13 protein-coding genes are annotated in these 15,313 nt (G+C 61.7%); 12 read left to right on the top strand and 1 reads right to left on the bottom strand.

All coding sequences use genetic code 11. The annotated features are described in order from the left end of the window. Position 1: 1 nt before the first annotated feature. Positions 2-1,375, bottom strand: coding sequence for a glutamine synthetase family protein (locus AABM55_RS14865; RefSeq protein WP_347926682.1), 1,374 nt, complete (start codon positions 1,373-1,375; stop codon positions 2-4). Positions 1,376-1,586: 211 nt separating this feature from the next. On the opposite strand from AABM55_RS14865, the gene AABM55_RS14870 reads away from it, so the two are divergent. The 12 genes from AABM55_RS14870 to AABM55_RS14925 all read left to right on the top strand — a co-directional run bounded on the left by AABM55_RS14870 (position 1,587) and on the right by AABM55_RS14925 (position 15,309). Continuing rightward, complete coding sequence (locus AABM55_RS14870; protein ID WP_054597354.1) at positions 1,587-1,904, top strand: non-heme iron oxygenase ferredoxin subunit; 318 nt, start codon at positions 1,587-1,589, stop codon at positions 1,902-1,904. 89 nt (positions 1,905-1,993) lie between these two features. After that, the gene (gene sufB / locus AABM55_RS14875; RefSeq protein ID WP_347926684.1) at positions 1,994-3,442 is read left to right on the top strand and encodes a Fe-S cluster assembly protein SufB; all 1,449 of its coding nucleotides are present in this window, start codon (positions 1,994-1,996) and stop codon (positions 3,440-3,442) included. A gap of 16 nt (positions 3,443-3,458) precedes the next feature. Beyond that, positions 3,459-4,223, top strand: coding sequence for a Fe-S cluster assembly ATPase SufC (gene sufC, locus AABM55_RS14880; RefSeq protein WP_347926686.1), 765 nt, complete (start codon positions 3,459-3,461; stop codon positions 4,221-4,223). Further along, positions 4,220-5,530 (top strand): Fe-S cluster assembly protein SufD, encoded by a 1,311-nt coding sequence (gene sufD / locus AABM55_RS14885; RefSeq protein WP_347926687.1) that lies wholly within the window; start codon positions 4,220-4,222, stop codon positions 5,528-5,530. The genes sufC and sufD overlap by 4 nt, the downstream gene beginning before the upstream one ends. Then, positions 5,527-6,801, top strand: coding sequence for a cysteine desulfurase (locus tag AABM55_RS14890; protein WP_347926689.1), 1,275 nt, complete (start codon positions 5,527-5,529; stop codon positions 6,799-6,801). Before sufD ends, AABM55_RS14890 begins: the two co-directional genes overlap by 4 nt. After that, a complete protein-coding gene (sufU, locus tag AABM55_RS14895; RefSeq protein WP_347926691.1) occupies positions 6,798-7,256 on the top strand; it encodes a Fe-S cluster assembly sulfur transfer protein SufU in 459 nt (152 codons plus the stop codon). The genes AABM55_RS14890 and sufU overlap by 4 nt, the downstream gene beginning before the upstream one ends. A 6-nt stretch (positions 7,257-7,262) precedes the next feature. Then, on the top strand, positions 7,263-8,096 hold the full coding sequence (sufT, locus tag AABM55_RS14900) for a putative Fe-S cluster assembly protein SufT (protein WP_347926693.1): 834 nt from the start codon (positions 7,263-7,265) through the stop codon (positions 8,094-8,096). Positions 8,097-8,120: 24 nt separating this feature from the next. Beyond that, complete coding sequence (locus AABM55_RS14905; protein ID WP_347926694.1) at positions 8,121-10,109, top strand: thioredoxin domain-containing protein; 1,989 nt, start codon at positions 8,121-8,123, stop codon at positions 10,107-10,109. Positions 10,110-10,151: 42 nt separating this feature from the next. Beyond that, entirely contained in the window at positions 10,152-10,499 is a 348-nt protein-coding gene (locus tag AABM55_RS14910; RefSeq protein ID WP_054597361.1) for a carboxymuconolactone decarboxylase family protein, read from the top strand. Positions 10,500-10,643: 144 nt separating this feature from the next. After that, on the top strand, positions 10,644-13,709 hold the full coding sequence (fdnG, locus tag AABM55_RS14915; RefSeq protein ID WP_347926696.1) for a formate dehydrogenase-N subunit alpha: 3,066 nt from the start codon (positions 10,644-10,646) through the stop codon (positions 13,707-13,709). After that, positions 13,709-14,659: a formate dehydrogenase subunit beta gene (gene fdxH / locus AABM55_RS14920; RefSeq protein WP_054597364.1), complete on the top strand. Its 951-nt coding sequence runs from the start codon at positions 13,709-13,711 to the stop codon at positions 14,657-14,659. The genes fdnG and fdxH overlap by 1 nt, the downstream gene beginning before the upstream one ends. Then, complete coding sequence (locus AABM55_RS14925; RefSeq protein WP_054597365.1) at positions 14,656-15,309, top strand: formate dehydrogenase subunit gamma; 654 nt, start codon at positions 14,656-14,658, stop codon at positions 15,307-15,309. The genes fdxH and AABM55_RS14925 overlap by 4 nt, the downstream gene beginning before the upstream one ends. Positions 15,310-15,313 lie beyond the last annotated feature (4 nt).

Genomic DNA, 15,313 nt, shown 5'->3' on the forward strand with positions numbered 1-15,313 from the left:
CTCAATAGCGCTCAAAGCCGCGCTGCAGTTCCCAGTCGGTTATCCGTCGGTCGTACTCTTTCTGCTCCCATTCGGCGGTGTGCACGTAGTGGTCGACCACTTCGTCACCGAACGCCTCGCGCAACATGCTCGAGGCCTTGAGCGCGGCGCAGGCTTCGCGCAGGGTCTTCGAGACTTCCGGCAAGTGTTCGTCGAGGTAGGCATCGCCTTCAAAGGGTGGCGCCAGGCTGAGCTGCTCGTCGATACCGGCCAGGCCTGCGGCGATCAACGCGGCGAAGGCCAGATAAGGGTTGAGGTCGGCGCCGCCGATGCGACATTCGATACGGATGGATTTGCTGCCTTCGGCGCACAAACGAAAGCCTGCGGTGCGGTTGTCCCGACTCCAGATCGCCCGGGTTGGCGCGAAAGTGCCGGCCTGGAAGCGCTTGTACGAATTGATGTAAGGCGCGAGAAAACAGGTGATGTCGTTGGCGTACTTGAGCTGCCCGGCCACCCAGGCACGCATCAGCGTCGACATGCCGAACTCGGCCTTGGGGTCGAAGAACAACGGCTTCTTGCCATTCTTGTCCCACAACGAGTTGTGGATATGGCTACTGGACCCGGCGGCGTCATAGCGCCACTTGGCCATGAACGTGATCGCCTTGCCCTGCAATTGCGCGATCTCTTTGCAGGCGTGCTTGATGATCACGTGCTGGTCGGCCATGGTCAGGGCATCGGCATAACGGACGTTGATTTCTTCCTGGCCCGGGCCCCATTCACCCTTGGAGTTCTCCACGGGAATGCCGGATGCCTGCAAATGTTTGCGAATCGCCCGCAGCACCGGCTCCTCGCGGGTGGTCTGGAGGATGTTGTAATCCTCGATGTAGTGGCCGGCAGTTTTCGGCTTTTGGTAATTGCGCTCGTGGATGGCCTCGTAACTCTCGTCAAACAGATAGAACTCCAGCTCAGAGGCAAACATGCCGCTGTAGCCGCGCTCGCGCAGTCGCTCGATCTGCTTTTTCAGGATTGCCCGCGGGCTGTGCGGCAAGTCCCGCCGATGGTGGTGATCGAGCACGTCGCAGAGCACCAGCGCCGTGCATTCCAGCCACGGCACGCGACGCAAGGTGGCCATATCGGGTTTGAGCACGAAATCGCCATAGCCTTTGCTCCAGCTGGCGGCGGCATAACCCGGCACCGGCTCCATGTCGATGTCGTCGGCCAGCAGGTAATTGCAGCAGTGGGTTTCTTCATGGCCGCTGTCGATGAAAAACTCGACCTGGAATCGCTTGCCGACCAGTCGCCCCTGCATATCGACCATGCAGACCAGCACGGTATCGATATCACCTGCGCTAGCGGCGAGTTTCAGTTCTTCGAAGCTGAGAAGGGGCTCGGTCATCACGTCAGTCCTGCGTGAATGGTTTGGGCCGGTCTGAAATAGCTATTGCAGACGCTCTTCAGAAAAACCAAAACCTGCAGGCGCGAGCATCGTGAGCAATGAGCTGCTGAAAGCTTAGCCTACTGCTGCCGGGCGCACGTCCTGGCGAGCGGATCCCGACGAATCACCAGCAGTTCCAGCAGCTAAAATGACACTCAAGAGGGATGGCACTATGAGTGAGTTCGTCAAGGTCGCCTGCGTGGGGGATGTCGAACCGGGTAACGGCATAACCGTGAACCTTGGGGGCACGCCCGTCGCGCTGTTCAATGTCGATGGCCGGTACTTCGCCATCCACAACACCTGTCCGCACGAAGACGGTTCGCTGGGGGACGGAATACTGTGCGACACCGTGGTGATTTGCCCGGTTCACGCCTACGAGTTCGACGTGACCAGCGGCGAGTGCCTCACCGAACCGGCTTACCAGGTCGAACAGTTCGAGGTCCGGGTGGACGGAAACGACATCCTGTTACGGCAATCGTCGGATGTTTGAACGCCAGGGGCTAGCTCGGGTCGTAAGGAACAGGGAAGGAGTATAGTTAAACGATCACATCGTCCTGCCAACAGCAGGAGGCATCCGCGATGAGCACTGACAATTCGAGGATCCGCGAACTCAGCAACCGGGCCTACAAGTACGGCTTTGTCTCTGATTTTGAGAGCGACGCGGCCCCGCGCGGGCTCAACGAAGACCTCATCCGCCTGATCTCGACGAAGAAGAACGAGCCGCAGTGGCTGCTCGACTGGCGCCTGAAGGCCTATCGCCACTGGCTGACGATGCGCGAGCCCTCCTGGCAGAACGTCCATTACGCGCCCATCGACTACCAGGACATCATCTATTACTCGGCGCCGAAGCCGAAAACGCCAGGGCCCGGCAGTCTTGACGAGGTCGATCCCGAGCTGCGCGAGATGTTCGGCAAGCTCGGCATCTCGCTCGCCGAACAGGAACGCCTGACCGGCGTTGCGGTGGATGCGGTGGTCGACTCGGTCTCGGTCGCGACTACCTTCAAGCACAAACTCGCCGAAGTCGGGGTGATCTTCTGCTCGTTCTCCGAGGCCGTGCAGAACCATCCGGAACTGGTGCGCAAATACCTCGGTTCGGTCGTGCCCTACAGCGACAACTTCTTTGCCACACTGAACTCGGCGGTGTTTTCCGACGGTTCCTTCTGCTACGTGCCCAAGGGCGTGCGTTGCCCGATGGAACTGTCGACCTATTTCCGCATCAACGCCGCGGACACCGGGCAGTTCGAACGCACGTTGATCGTTGCGGAAGAGGGCGCCTATGTGAGCTACCTCGAGGGCTGCACCGCGCCGATGCGCGACAATAACCAGCTGCACGCGGCGGTGGTCGAACTGGTTGCGCTGGATAACGCCCAGATCAAGTACGCCACAGTGCAGAATTGGTACCCCGGCGATGCCCAAGGACGCGGCGGCATCTTCAATTTCGTCACCAAACGTGGCAAGTGCGCAGGCGCACACTCGAAGATCTCCTGGACGCAGGTCGAAACCGGCTCCGCGATCACCTGGAAATACCCGGGAGTGATTCTCCAGGGCGATTATTCGGTCGGCGAGTTCTATTCAGTCGCCCTGACGGCCAATCACCAACAGGCGGACACCGGCACCAAGATGATCCACATCGGCCGGCATACGCGCAGCACCATTCTGTCCAAGGGAATATCCGCCGGTCATGGACAGAACACCTACCGCGGCCTGGTGAAGATCCAGAAAGCCGCGACCGGCGCCCGCAACCACACGCAGTGCGATTCGCTGCTGCTGGGCAGCGAATGCGGCGCGCACACGTTTCCTTATATCGACGTAAAGAACCCCAGCGCCCAGGTCGAGCACGAGGCCTCCACGTCGAAGATCAGCGACGAGCAGCTGTTTTACTGCCGGCAGCGCGGTATCAGCGCGGAGGACGCGGTGCCGATGATCGTCAACGGTTTCTGCCGCGAAGTGCTCAAGGAGCTGCCGATGGAGTTTGCGGTGGAAGCCCAGAAACTGCTGGGTGTGAGCCTGGAGGGCTGCGTGGGCTAAGGCCCGGGGTGGGAGCATGCTCGAGATCAATGATCTGCACGCCAGCGTCGACGGCCGTGAAATCCTGCGGGGCATCACGCTGCGGGTGGAAGCGGGCGAGGTGCACGCGATCATGGGGCCGAACGGCTCCGGCAAGAGCACGCTGGCCCAGGTCCTCGCGGGCCTTGAAACTTATGAGGTCAGCGGCGAGGTGCTGTATGACGGCCAGGACCTGCTCGCCATGCCGCCAGAAGCGCGGGCGGTCGCCGGGATTTTCCTGGCGTTTCAGTACCCGGTGGAAATTCCCGGCGTCGGCAACCTCTACTTCCTGCGCACGGCCCTCAATGCCGTGCGCAAGCAGCGCGGGCTTGAAGAGCTGGATGCACTGGATTTCCTTGAGCTCGCCAAGGAGCGCATGGCGCTGGTCGAGATGGACCAGAGCTTCATGAACCGCTCGCTCAACGTCGATTTTTCGGGCGGCGAGAAGAAGCGCAACGAGATTTTCCAAATGGCGATTCTCGAACCCCGGCTGGCGATCCTCGACGAGACCGACTCGGGCCTCGACATCGACGCGCTGCGGACAGTCGCAGCCGGCGTCAATGCGCTGCGCAGCAAGGACCGCGCGCTGCTGGTGATCACCCACTATCAACGCCTGCTCGACTACATCGTCCCGGATCACGTGCACGTCATGGCCAACGGGCGGATTGTGCAGTCCGGTGGCAAGGAGCTGGCCATCGAGCTGGAAAAGCACGGCTATGCGAGCTATGAGCAGGATTCTGCAGCGCCCGGAGCCAGGCCATGAACAGCGCGGCGTTGCTCTCGCAGCTCAACCCCAGCGTTGACGCCCGGCGTCCGGCCTGGCTGCAAGCGTTGCGCCGCGATGCGTTCCAGTGGGTGACCGAGCAAGGCTTTCCGACGGCCAAGGACGAAGCCTGGAAGCACACGCGAGTCGCGCCGATCCTGGAGATTCCTTTCCAGCCGGTCGAAACGATCGCGAGTCAGGAGCTGTCCGCCGTCGACATCGAACGACTCGCCGGCAACTACGGCGGCGTGCGGCTGGTCTTCGTCAACGGTTATTTCGCGGCTGAACTGTCGGCACTTGAAGGGCTTCCCCGGGGCGTTAAGGTGTGCCCATTCGCACCGCTGCTGAACGCCGACAATGGGGCGCTCGAAAACCTGTTCGCCCATGCGTTTCGCTCACAGCCACAAGCCTTTACCGCACTGAATGCGGCGTTTGCCGAGGATGGGGCGTTGGTGCAGATTCCTGCCCACACGACGCTCGACGTCCCGATCCATCTGGTGTTTCTCTCGCCATCGGACGCCACGCCGCGGGTGACCCATCCGCGTGTCCTGGTGCAGATGGGGGCAGGGAGCCGGGCGATTCTGGTGCAAAGCCATGTCAGCAGCGGGGAAGAGGTCTACCTGAGTAACGCAGTCAGCGAGGTGCTGCTGGACGCCGACGCTACGCTTGAACATTACACGCTGCAGAACGAGAGCACGGCGGCCTTCCATGTCGCGCTGCTCAGCGTGCGCCAGGCTCAGGGCAGTCACTTCACAGCGCATTCCCTGGCACTGGGTTCGAAACTGGCAAGGCAGGAACTGCGCGTGGTACTCGAAGGCCCAGGCGCCGAAGTCGCCCTGAACGGTTTGTACTTGCCGCGAGGCCAGCAGCATTTGGACAATCAGACAACCATCGAGCATCGGGCCCCGCGGTGCACCAGCCGCGAGCGCTATAAAGGCGTGATCGATGATCATGGGCATGGAATCTTTGACGGACGGATCATCGTGCGTCCGGGAGCGATGAAGACCGATGCCAGCCAGACCAACAAGAATCTGCTGTTGTCGACGTCGGCCCAGGTCAACTCTCAGCCTCGGCTGGAGATATTCGCCGATGACGTCAAGTGCGCTCACGGTGCCGCCGTCGGCCAACTCGATGAGCAGGCTATTTTCTACCTGCGCTCACGCGGTATTCCGCTGGCGGCGGCGCGGTCGCTGCTGACCTTTGCGTTCGTCAGCGAGATGCTCAAGCTCATTGAACTGGAGCCGTTGCGCGAGCATGTGCAGCGACTGGTCACCGCGCAACTGCGCGGGCGGGAGGTGTCGGTATGAGCGACCTCGGAAACCGCCTTCAAGGGCTATCGAAACCGCTCCACCTTACGCCAGGCTACGACGTCGAACGTGTGCGCCAGGCGTTCCCGATCCTCGCGGAGACGATCTACGGCAAGCCGCTGATTTACCTCGACAGTGCCGCGACCAGCCAGAAGCCGCAGGCGGTCATCGATGCTATGTCGCACTTCTTTTCCAAGGAGAACGCCAACGTGCACCGCGGCGTGCATTACCTCTCGGTGCGCGCCACCGAGGAGTATGAGAAGGCGCGGGCCAAGGTCCAGGGCTTCCTCAATACCGAATCCGTCGAAGAGATCGTGTTCGTCCGCGGCACGACCGAAGCGGTCAATCTCGTGGCGCAAACCTACGGCAAGACTCAGCTCCGAACAGGCGACGAGGTGCTGATCACGGCCATGGAGCACCATTCGAATATCGTGCCGTGGCAGATGCTCTGCGAGCAGACCGGCGCGCGGCTGCGGGTGGCGCCGATCAACGACGCTGGAGAACTGCTGCTCGATGAGCTGGAACGGCTGATCGGGCCCAGGACCCGACTGGTGGCGGTGACCCATGTCTCCAATGTGCTGGGCACCATCAACCCGATCCGGCGCATTGTCGAGCTCGCCCACGCGCGGGGCGTACGCGTGCTGGTCGACGGCGCCCAGGCAGCTCCGCACCTGAAGGTCGACGTACGAGCGTTGGGCTGCGATTTCTACGCCTTGTCTGGCCATAAAATGTACGGCCCCACCGGCATCGGCGTGCTCTACGGCCGTCACGAGCTGCTCGAAAGCATGCCGCCTTATCAGGGCGGCGGCGACATGATTCTCTCGGTCAGCTTCGAGAAAACCGTCTACAACAAACCGCCGTACAAGTTTGAAGCGGGGACCCCGAACATGGCCGGCGCTATCGGCCTTGGTGCGGCGATCGACTTTCTCGCTGAACTGGGGCCTGGGGCGATTGCGGCTCACGAGCAGGCCGTGCAGGCCTACGCCACCAAGGCGTTGGCGGCGTTGCCCGGCCTGCGGTTGATCGGTACGGCAGCAGAAAAGGTCGGTGTTCTTTCGTTTGTCCTCGACGGCATCCACCCACACGACATCGGCACCATCCTTGACCGCGAAGGGATCGCGATTCGCACCGGGCATCACTGCGCACAGCCCTTGATGAACCGTTTCGGCGTGCCCGCCACGGCTCGCGCGTCGCTCGGCTGCTACAGCACCGAGCGTGATATCGATGCACTGGTGGCGGGGTTGGCCAAAGTTCAGGAGGTGTTCCGATGAGTGGCGACGAACTGCGCGACCTCTACCAGGACGTGATCATCGACCACGGTAAGCGGCCGCGTAACTTTCACCCGCTTGCGGACGCGACCTGTACGGCGGAGGGGTTCAATCCGCTGTGTGGCGATCAGCTGAAGATTTATCTCAAGCTTGCGAACGGGGTGATCGAGGACATCAGCTTTCAGGGGGTTGGCTGTGCCATCTCCCAGGCCTCGGCGTCCCTGATGACGTTGGCGGTGAAGGGGAAAAAACCGGAGGAGGCGCAGGCACTTTTTGCCCGAGTGCATACGTTGCTCACCGAAGGGCCAAACGCCCGGGTAACACCCGCGGAGCTCGGTAAACTCGCGGTGCTTTCGGGCGTTTGGGAGTTTCCGGTGCGGGTCAAGTGCGCCACTCTGGCCTGGCACACGCTGCGTAGCGCCCTCGAAGGTGGCGCCTCGCAGGTCACGACGGAGTAATCAGCCATGGCAGCCACATTATCAATCCCGCGTATTCACCTGCGCGAACCGGCACGCAAAGTCTTGCTCGATGCCCTGGCGGACGGGCATGTGCGCGGAGTGCGGCTCAGGATCGACGAGCATTTCGCGCATGAGTTTTTCTTCGAACGCGCTGCCGAAGGCGATATCACGGTTGAGGCAGACGGCATCAAGCTGTTGCTCGATCCCGCGAGCGCAGAGCGCGCGGATGGCTTGTCCGTCGATTTTACGTATGACCTGCATGGCGCCGGCTTCCATTTCGATAACCCGAATAAACCGGGCTACCTGCAACCGATCGAACTCACGCGCGATTGCGCAGTGACCCTGATTCCGGGCGGGGAGCGACTGCAACTGGGCCGTGGCGAGCGAGTGGTGGTAACCCAGGCGCTCGGTGGCAGCTTCACGGTGCAAATCTCCAGGGGCCGGCTGGCACGGATCGCCGCCGCTGACGCCGATGCGTTGGGGCGGGATGCTCAGCGGCAGGAGCAGCCCCAGGCGAGCGGTGGCGGGTTCGACGTCCAGCAAGTGTTCGACATGCTGCGCACCGTCTACGACCCGGAGATCCCGGTCAATGTGGTCGATCTCGGGCTGATCTATCAGTGTGAAACCCGTTTGCTCGCCGACGGCGGCCAGCGAGTCGAGATCAAGATGTCCATGACCGCGCCCGGTTGCGGAATGGGCGACGTACTCAAAGAAGAGGCGTACACCAAGGTCCAGAGCATCCCTGGGGTCAGCGAGGTCGAAGTCGAGATCGTTTGGGACCCGCCATGGGATCAAAGCCGCATGTCCGAGGCGGCGCGCTTGCAGTTGGGGCTGTTCTGAGGAACCCGGCGTGAGGAGCCAGCCATGAGCAATCGACTCGCCAAAGAGACTTCGCCCTATCTGCGTCAGCACGCAGAGAACCCCGTCGATTGGTATCCGTGGGGCGAGGAAGCGTTCCGCCGCGCGCGCGACGAGGACAAGCCCATCCACCTGTCGCTGGGTTACGCCGCCTGCCACTGGTGTCATGTGATGGCCCACGAGTCGTTCGAGAACCCCGAGACCGCGCGCCTGATGAACGAGCGCTTCATCAATATCAAAGTCGACCGCCAGGAACGGCCTGATCTCGACGACATCTATCAACAAGTCGTGCAGATGATGGGGCAGGGTGGTGGCTGGCCGTTAACGGTGTTCCTGACTGCCGAGCGCGAGCCGTTCTTCGGCGGCACCTACTTTCCGCCAGACGACGGTTATGGTCGGCCGGGCTTCACTCAGCTGCTGCTCGGTCTGAGCGATGCCTGGCAGAACAACCGCGCGGCGCTGCAACAGAACGTCAAGCAGTTCCTTCAGGGGTACCGCAAGCTGGACGCATCAATGCTGGAGGGCGATACACCGCTGGAGCCTGACCAGCCGGCTGCCGCTGCCCGGTTGTTTGCCCGAAACACCGACCCGGTGAACGGCGGCCTGGGCAACGCTCCGAAATTTCCCAACCCGGCCTGCCATGATCTGGTCCTGCGTCTTTATCAGCGTCTGCACGAGCCGGATTTGCTGCATTCGGTAGAGTTGACCCTTGATCGCATGGCCGCCAGCGGGCTCTATGATCACCTCGGCGGCGGTTTTGCTCGCTATTGTGTGGATGAACGCTGGGCCGTCCCTCATTTCGAAAAGATGCTCTACGACAACGGCCAGCTCGTGAAGCTCTATGCCGATGCCTACCGCGAGACCGGCAAGCCTGCCTGGCGGCGTGTGTTCGAGGAAACCATCGACTACATCCTGCGTGACATGACTCACCCTGACGGCGGTTTCTACGCCAGTGAAGACGCTGACAGCGAGGGTGAAGAGGGCAAGTTCTACGTGTGGACACTCGCTCAAGTGCAGGCTGCGCTCGGCGAGCCGGATGCCGCGCTGGCCTGCCGGGCTTACGGCGTAACCGCCAACGGCAACTTCGAGCATGGCAGCACGGTGCTGCACCGCGCAGTCGCACTGGACGCGGTGCAGGAACTAGAGCTCAAGGGCCTGCGTGGCAGGTTATTGCTGGCGCGTGCCCAGCGTATTCGTCCGGGGCGCGACGAGAACATCCTCACCAGCTGGAACGCGTTAATGGTCCAGGGGCTCTGCGCGGCATACCAAGCGACCGGAACCACAACGTATCTGGACGCCGCGAGGCGCGCCGCCGACTTCATTCTGGACCGACTCTCGACGCCTGAAGGTGGACTTTACCGGGCCTGGCGGGAGGGCACGGCGAAGGTTCCAGGCTTCCTCGAAGACTACGCCTTCCTCGCCAACGCCTTGATCGATCTCTACGAGTGCGACTTCGATAAACGCTATGTCGAACGCGCCACGCAACTGGTCGAGGTGATCCTGGCCAAGTTCTGGGAGGACGGACTTTACTTCACGCCCAGCGATGGCGAGCCGCTGGTGCACAGGCCTCGGGCACCGCACGACAGTGCCTGGCCGTCAGGAACTTCGGCCTGCGTGTTGGCTTTCCTGAGACTTTTTGAACTGACCGGCCGCGAGCTTTACCACGAGCGTGCCGAGCAGGTCTTGGCGATGTACCGCGCCGCAGCCGCGCAGAATCCCTTCGGTTTCGCCCATCTGCTGGCGGCGCAGGACTGGATGCAACGTGGCCCGATCAGCATCGTCGTTGCCGGCGAGCGTTCCGCCGCCAGCACCTTGGTCGCGAAGCTGCAGCGCCGCTACCTGCCGGCACGCGTCCTGGCCTTTGCCGAGGATGTGCCCATCGGCGCGGGTCGGCATCCGCTCGCGGGGCAAACCAGCGCCTATGTCTGCCGAAACCGCACGTGCGAACCCCCGGTCACCAGCGCCGAGGAGCTTGTAGAGCGCTGCCTGAAGTGAAGAGCCAGAATTGAATCAAACCGTCAACGCGAGGAGACAACGATGGACAACAAGAACAGCCACAACCCGTACACGTACCAACGTCTCAAGCATCTATATCCTGATTACTTCAGTGCCTTGGAGGCCCTGGGTACAGCGGTGCATCATGCTGGGCCGCTGGAAGAGAAAACCGTCCAACTGATTCAGCTCGGTGCCGCGGCGGCAATCCGCTCGGAAGGCGCAGTGCACAGTCATACCCGACGGGCACTTGCAGCCGGGGCGACGACTGAGGAGATCCATCACGCACTGATCGCCTTGACCAGCACGATCGGCTTCCCGACAGTCATTGCAGCGATGAGCTGGGTGGATGATGTGATCGGGAAAAGAGGCAATGACGCGCCGGAGCTCTGAGTACACCGCCGACGACCGGGTTTCGCTACATCCGGTGCAATCTTGACTATAGTTTCAAGTGTCGGCGGCCGTCGTTCAGTCACCGTGTTCGTCCAAGATTTCCCGGGCACGTTCCGGGTAACTCCACCTGATCAGGAGCGCACGATGGACCTCAACCGTCGTCAGTTCTTCAAGGTCGCCGCTATCGGCCTTGGAGGCTCCAGCCTGGCCGCGCTGGGTATGGCACCCGCGCCAGCCTTCGCCGAGCAAGTCCGCCACTTCAAGCTGGCCCATACCCATGAAACCCGCAATACCTGCCCCTACTGTTCGGTGGGTTGCGGCTTGATCATGTACAGCCAGGGCGATGCGGCCAAGAACGTCAATCAGAGCATCATCCACATCGAAGGGGATGCCGACCACCCGGTCAATCGCGGCACGCTGTGCCCCAAAGGCGCAGGCCTGCTGGACTTTGTCCATAGCCCCAGCCGGCTGCAATATCCGCAGGTACGCAAGCCGGGCAGCAAGGAGTGGACGCGGGTGTCGTGGGATGAAGCGCTGGATCGCATCGCCGACCTGATGAAGGCCGACCGTGACGCCAACTTCATCGAGAAGAATGCCAAGGGCCAAACGGTCAACCGTTGGCTGACGACGGGTTTTCTCGCCGCTTCGGCGTCCTCCAACGAAGCCGGCTACATGACCCACAAGGTCGTTCGCAGTCTGGGCATGCTGGGGTTCGATAACCAGGCACGTGTCTGACATGGCCCGACGGTGGCAAGTCTTGCCCCAACGTATGGCCGAGGTGCGATGACCAACCACTGGACCGATATCGCCAACGCGAATCTGGTCCTGGTCATGGGCGGCAATGCCGCTGAAGCCCACCCCTGTGGCTTTAAATGGGTGACCGAAGCCAAAGCGCACAACCAGGCGCGATTGATCGTGGTCGACCCGCGTTTCACCCGTACCGCCTCGGTGGCCGACTATTACGCACCGATCCGCACCGGCACCGACATCGCCTTCATGGGCGGTCTGATCAACTATTTGCTCACTGAAAACAAGATCCAGCACGAGTACGTGCACGCCTATACGGACGTGGCGTTCATCGTCAAGGACAGCTATGGATTCGAGGACGGGCTGTTTACCGGCTACGACGCGACCAAGCGTACCTACAGCGACAAGTCGAGCTGGGGCTATGAAATCGGCGAGGACGGTTTCGCCAAAGTCGACCCGTCCCTGATGCACCCGCGTTGCGTCTACCAACTGATGAAGCAGCATTACAGCCGCTACACCCTGGAGCTGACCAGCCAGATCTGCGGCATGCCGCAAGATGCCCTGCAAAAGATCTGGGAAGAGATCGCCACTTGCTCGCAACCGGGCAAGACCATGACGATTCTCTACGCGCTGGGCTGGACCCAGCATTCGACGGGCTCGCAGATGATTCGCAGCGCAGCCATGGTGCAGTTGCTGTTGGGCAACGTCGGCATGCCGGGCGGGGGCGTCAATGCCCTGCGCGGGCATTCCAACATCCAGGGCCTGACCGACCTTGGGTTGCTGTCGAACCTGCTGCCCGGCTACTTGACCTTGCCGGGCGATGCCGAACAGGACTACGACGCCTACATTGCCAAGCGTGCGCTCAAACCATTGCGGCCGGGGCAATTGTCCTACTGGCAGAACTACGGCAAGTTCCACGTCAGCCTGATGAAGGCCTGGTACGGCGCCAACGCTACTGCCGAGAACCACTGGGGCTACGACTGGCTGCCGAAGCTCGATATCCCCGGTTACGACATCCTCAAAGTGTTCGACATGATGTCCAGCGGGCAGGTCAACGGCTACGTCTGCCAGGGCTTCAATCCTATCGCCGCCTTACCTGACAAGAACCGGGTGATGGCCGCGCTGGCCAAACTCAAGTGGCTGGTGGTGATGGACCCCCTCGCCACCGAGACCTCGGAATTCTGGCGCAATGTCGGGCCTTACAACGATGTCGAAACGGCCGGCATCCAGACCGAAGTCATCCGCCTGCCCACCACCTGCTTCGCTGAAGAAGACGGCTCGCTGGTCAACAGCGGCCGTTGGCTGCAATGGCACTGGAAGGGCGCCAATGGCCCGGGACAAGCACGCACCGACATCAAGATCATGAGCGAGCTGTTCATCCGTTTGCGTCAGCGCTACCAGGCCAATGGCGGCGCCTTCGCCGAGCCGATTCTCAAGCTCAGCTGGCCCTACAAGGTGCCTGACGATCCGACACCGGAAGAGATTGCCAAGGAGTTCAACGGCTACGCGGTTGCCGATGTCACTGACGCCACGGGCGCGACGCTCAAGGCCGGGCAGCAGCTATCCGGTTTTGGCCAGCTCAAGGACGACGGCAGCACGGCGTCGGGCTGCTGGATCTTCTGCGGCAGCTGGACCGAGCAGGGCAACCAGATGGCTCGCCGCGACAACAGCGACCCTTTCGGGATGAAGCAGAATCTGGGATGGGCCTGGGCCTGGCCGATGAACCGGCGCATTCTCTACAACCGCGCCTCAGCCGATCCGAAAGGCCAACCCTGGGATCCGAAAAAGCGCCTGGTGTGGTGGAACGGCAAGTCCTGGGGCGGCACCGATGTGCCTGACTACAAGGCCGACGTACCGCCGGAAGCAGGCATGAACCCGTTCATCATGAACCCCGAAGGGGTGGCGCGTTTCTTCGCTCTCGACAAGATGAACGAAGGGCCTTTCCCGGAACATTACGAACCGTTCGAAACGCCTATCGGCATCAACCCGCTGCACCCCACCAACAAGAAGGCGACCAGCAACCCGGCCGGGCGCATCTTCGATTCGGTCTGGGACTCGCTCGGGACGGCGAAGGATTTCCCCTATGCCGCCACGAGCTACCGGCTCACCGAGCACTTCCACTTCTGGACCAAGCATTGCCCGATCAATGCCATCACCCAGCCCGAGCAGTTCGTCGAGATTGGTGAAGCCCTGGCCAAGGAGAAGGGGATTGCCCCGGGCGACCGGGTAAGGGTCAGCTCCAAACGCGGGCATATCGAGGCGGTGGCGGTGGTGACCAAGCGGATTCGTCCGCTGCAGGTCAACAACCAGACCGTGCACCATATCGGCATTCCGTTGCACTGGGGGTTCACCGGGGCAACCCGGCATGGCTACCTGACAAACACCCTGGTGCCGTTCCTCGGTGACGGCAATACACAGACCCCGGAATCCAAGTCGTTCCTGGTCAATGTGGAGAAAATCTGATGGCCAACCAAGACATCATTGCCCGTTCGGCCACCACCACCTTGCCGCCCTCGGTACGTCAACAGGAGGAAGTCGCCAAACTCATCGATACCACCAAGTGCATCGGTTGCAAGGCCTGCCAGGTCGCCTGTTCGGAATGGAATGAATTGCGCGACGAGGTCGGCCACAACCATGGAACCTACGACAACCCGCAGGATCTCAGCGCCGAGACCTGGACCCTGATGCGCTTCACCGAGCACGAAACCGACGCCGGCAACCTCGAATGGCTGATCCGCAAGGACGGTTGCATGCACTGCGCTGAACCTGGCTGCCTCGCGGCCTGCCCAAGTCCCGGGGCGATCATCAAGCACGCCAACGGCATCGTCGATTTCGACCAGGACCATTGCATCGGCTGCGGTTATTGCATCACCGGATGCCCCTTCAACATTCCGCGCATTTCGCGCAAAGACCACAAGGCCTACAAGTGCACGCTGTGTTCGGACCGGGTGGCGGTCGGGCTGGAACCGGCGTGCGTCAAGACCTGTCCGACCGGCGCCATCGTGTTCGGCAGCAAGGAGGACATGAAAGAACACGCCGCCGAGCGCATCGTCGACCTCAAGTCACGGGGCTTCGACAACGCCGGCCTGTACGATCCCGCCGGCGTCGGCGGCACGCATGTGATGTACGTCCTGCACCACGCCGACCAGCCATCGCTGTACGCCGGCTTGCCGAACCAGCCGGTCATCAGCCCATTGGTCGGGCTGTGGAAAGGCGTGAGCAAACCACTGGCGTTGTTGGCCATGGGCGCTGCAGTGCTGGCGGGTTTCTTCCATTACGTGCGCATCGGCCCGCAGCGCGTCGAGGAAGACGAACACCCGCCCGGCAAGGATTCCAGCGTGCATGAAGTCGACCCGACGGTGCATGTCTATGACCCGAACACGCCAGGATCGCAGGAGGACAGGCGACCATGAAAGACAAAACGATCCTGCGCTACAACGCCAACGAACGCACCAATCACTGGCTGGTGGCGATTCTGTTTTTCATGGCGGCCCTGTCGGGTCTGGCACTGTTCCACCCGTCGCTGTTCTGGCTCAGCGAGTTGTTTGGCGGCGGGCCATGGACGCGCATCCTGCACCCCTTCATGGGCGTGCTGATGTTCGTGTTTTTCCTGGGGCTGGTGATCAGCTTCTGGCGGGCCAATGTCTTTATTGCCAACGACCGCCTGTGGCTCAAACGGGTCAACCGGGTGATGCGCAATGAGGAGGAAGGCGTACCGCCCATCGGCAAGTACAACCCCGGGCAGAAGCTGCTGTTCTGGACCTTGCTGGCCTGCATGCTGATATTGCTGCTGAGCGGTGTGGTGATCTGGCGGGCCTATTTCAGCCAGTACTTCGGCATCACCTCGATTCGCCTCGCGATGCTGTTGCATGCGCTGGCAGCTTTCGTGCTGGTGCTGAGTATTATCGTGCACATCTACGCCGGCCTCTGGATCAAGGGCTCGGTCAGCGCAATGCTGCATGGCGGGGTCAGCCGTGCCTGGGCGAAGAAACATCATGCGCTCTGGTACCGCGAGGTGACACACGACGAGAACCCTGACAGCCAGATAAGCAAGAAAGGATGATGCC

It is taken from the genome of Pseudomonas helvetica, from assembly GCF_039908645.1.
GTDB classification, from domain to species: domain Bacteria; phylum Pseudomonadota; class Gammaproteobacteria; order Pseudomonadales; family Pseudomonadaceae; genus Aquipseudomonas; species Aquipseudomonas helvetica.

Excerpts from the sequence above, each read along its gene's own strand:
- AABM55_RS14925 (WP_054597365.1), top strand. The coding sequence starts at position 14,656 with ATGAAAGACAAAACGATCCTGCGCTACAACGCCAACGAACGCACCAAT.
- AABM55_RS14865 (WP_347926682.1), bottom strand. The coding sequence starts at position 1,375 with ATGACCGAGCCCCTTCTCAGCTTCGAAGAACTGAAACTCGCCGCTAGC.
- AABM55_RS14910 (WP_054597361.1), top strand. The coding sequence starts at position 10,152 with ATGGACAACAAGAACAGCCACAACCCGTACACGTACCAACGTCTCAAG.
- AABM55_RS14905 (WP_347926694.1), top strand. The coding sequence starts at position 8,121 with ATGAGCAATCGACTCGCCAAAGAGACTTCGCCCTATCTGCGTCAGCAC.
- sufB (WP_347926684.1), top strand. The coding sequence starts at position 1,994 with ATGAGCACTGACAATTCGAGGATCCGCGAACTCAGCAACCGGGCCTAC.
- AABM55_RS14870 (WP_054597354.1), top strand. The coding sequence starts at position 1,587 with ATGAGTGAGTTCGTCAAGGTCGCCTGCGTGGGGGATGTCGAACCGGGT.
- sufU (WP_347926691.1), top strand. The coding sequence starts at position 6,798 with ATGAGTGGCGACGAACTGCGCGACCTCTACCAGGACGTGATCATCGAC.
- fdxH (WP_054597364.1), top strand. The coding sequence starts at position 13,709 with ATGGCCAACCAAGACATCATTGCCCGTTCGGCCACCACCACCTTGCCG.
- sufD (WP_347926687.1), top strand. The coding sequence starts at position 4,220 with ATGAACAGCGCGGCGTTGCTCTCGCAGCTCAACCCCAGCGTTGACGCC.
- sufC (WP_347926686.1), top strand. The coding sequence starts at position 3,459 with ATGCTCGAGATCAATGATCTGCACGCCAGCGTCGACGGCCGTGAAATC.
- sufT (WP_347926693.1), top strand. The coding sequence starts at position 7,263 with ATGGCAGCCACATTATCAATCCCGCGTATTCACCTGCGCGAACCGGCA.
- AABM55_RS14890 (WP_347926689.1), top strand. The coding sequence starts at position 5,527 with ATGAGCGACCTCGGAAACCGCCTTCAAGGGCTATCGAAACCGCTCCAC.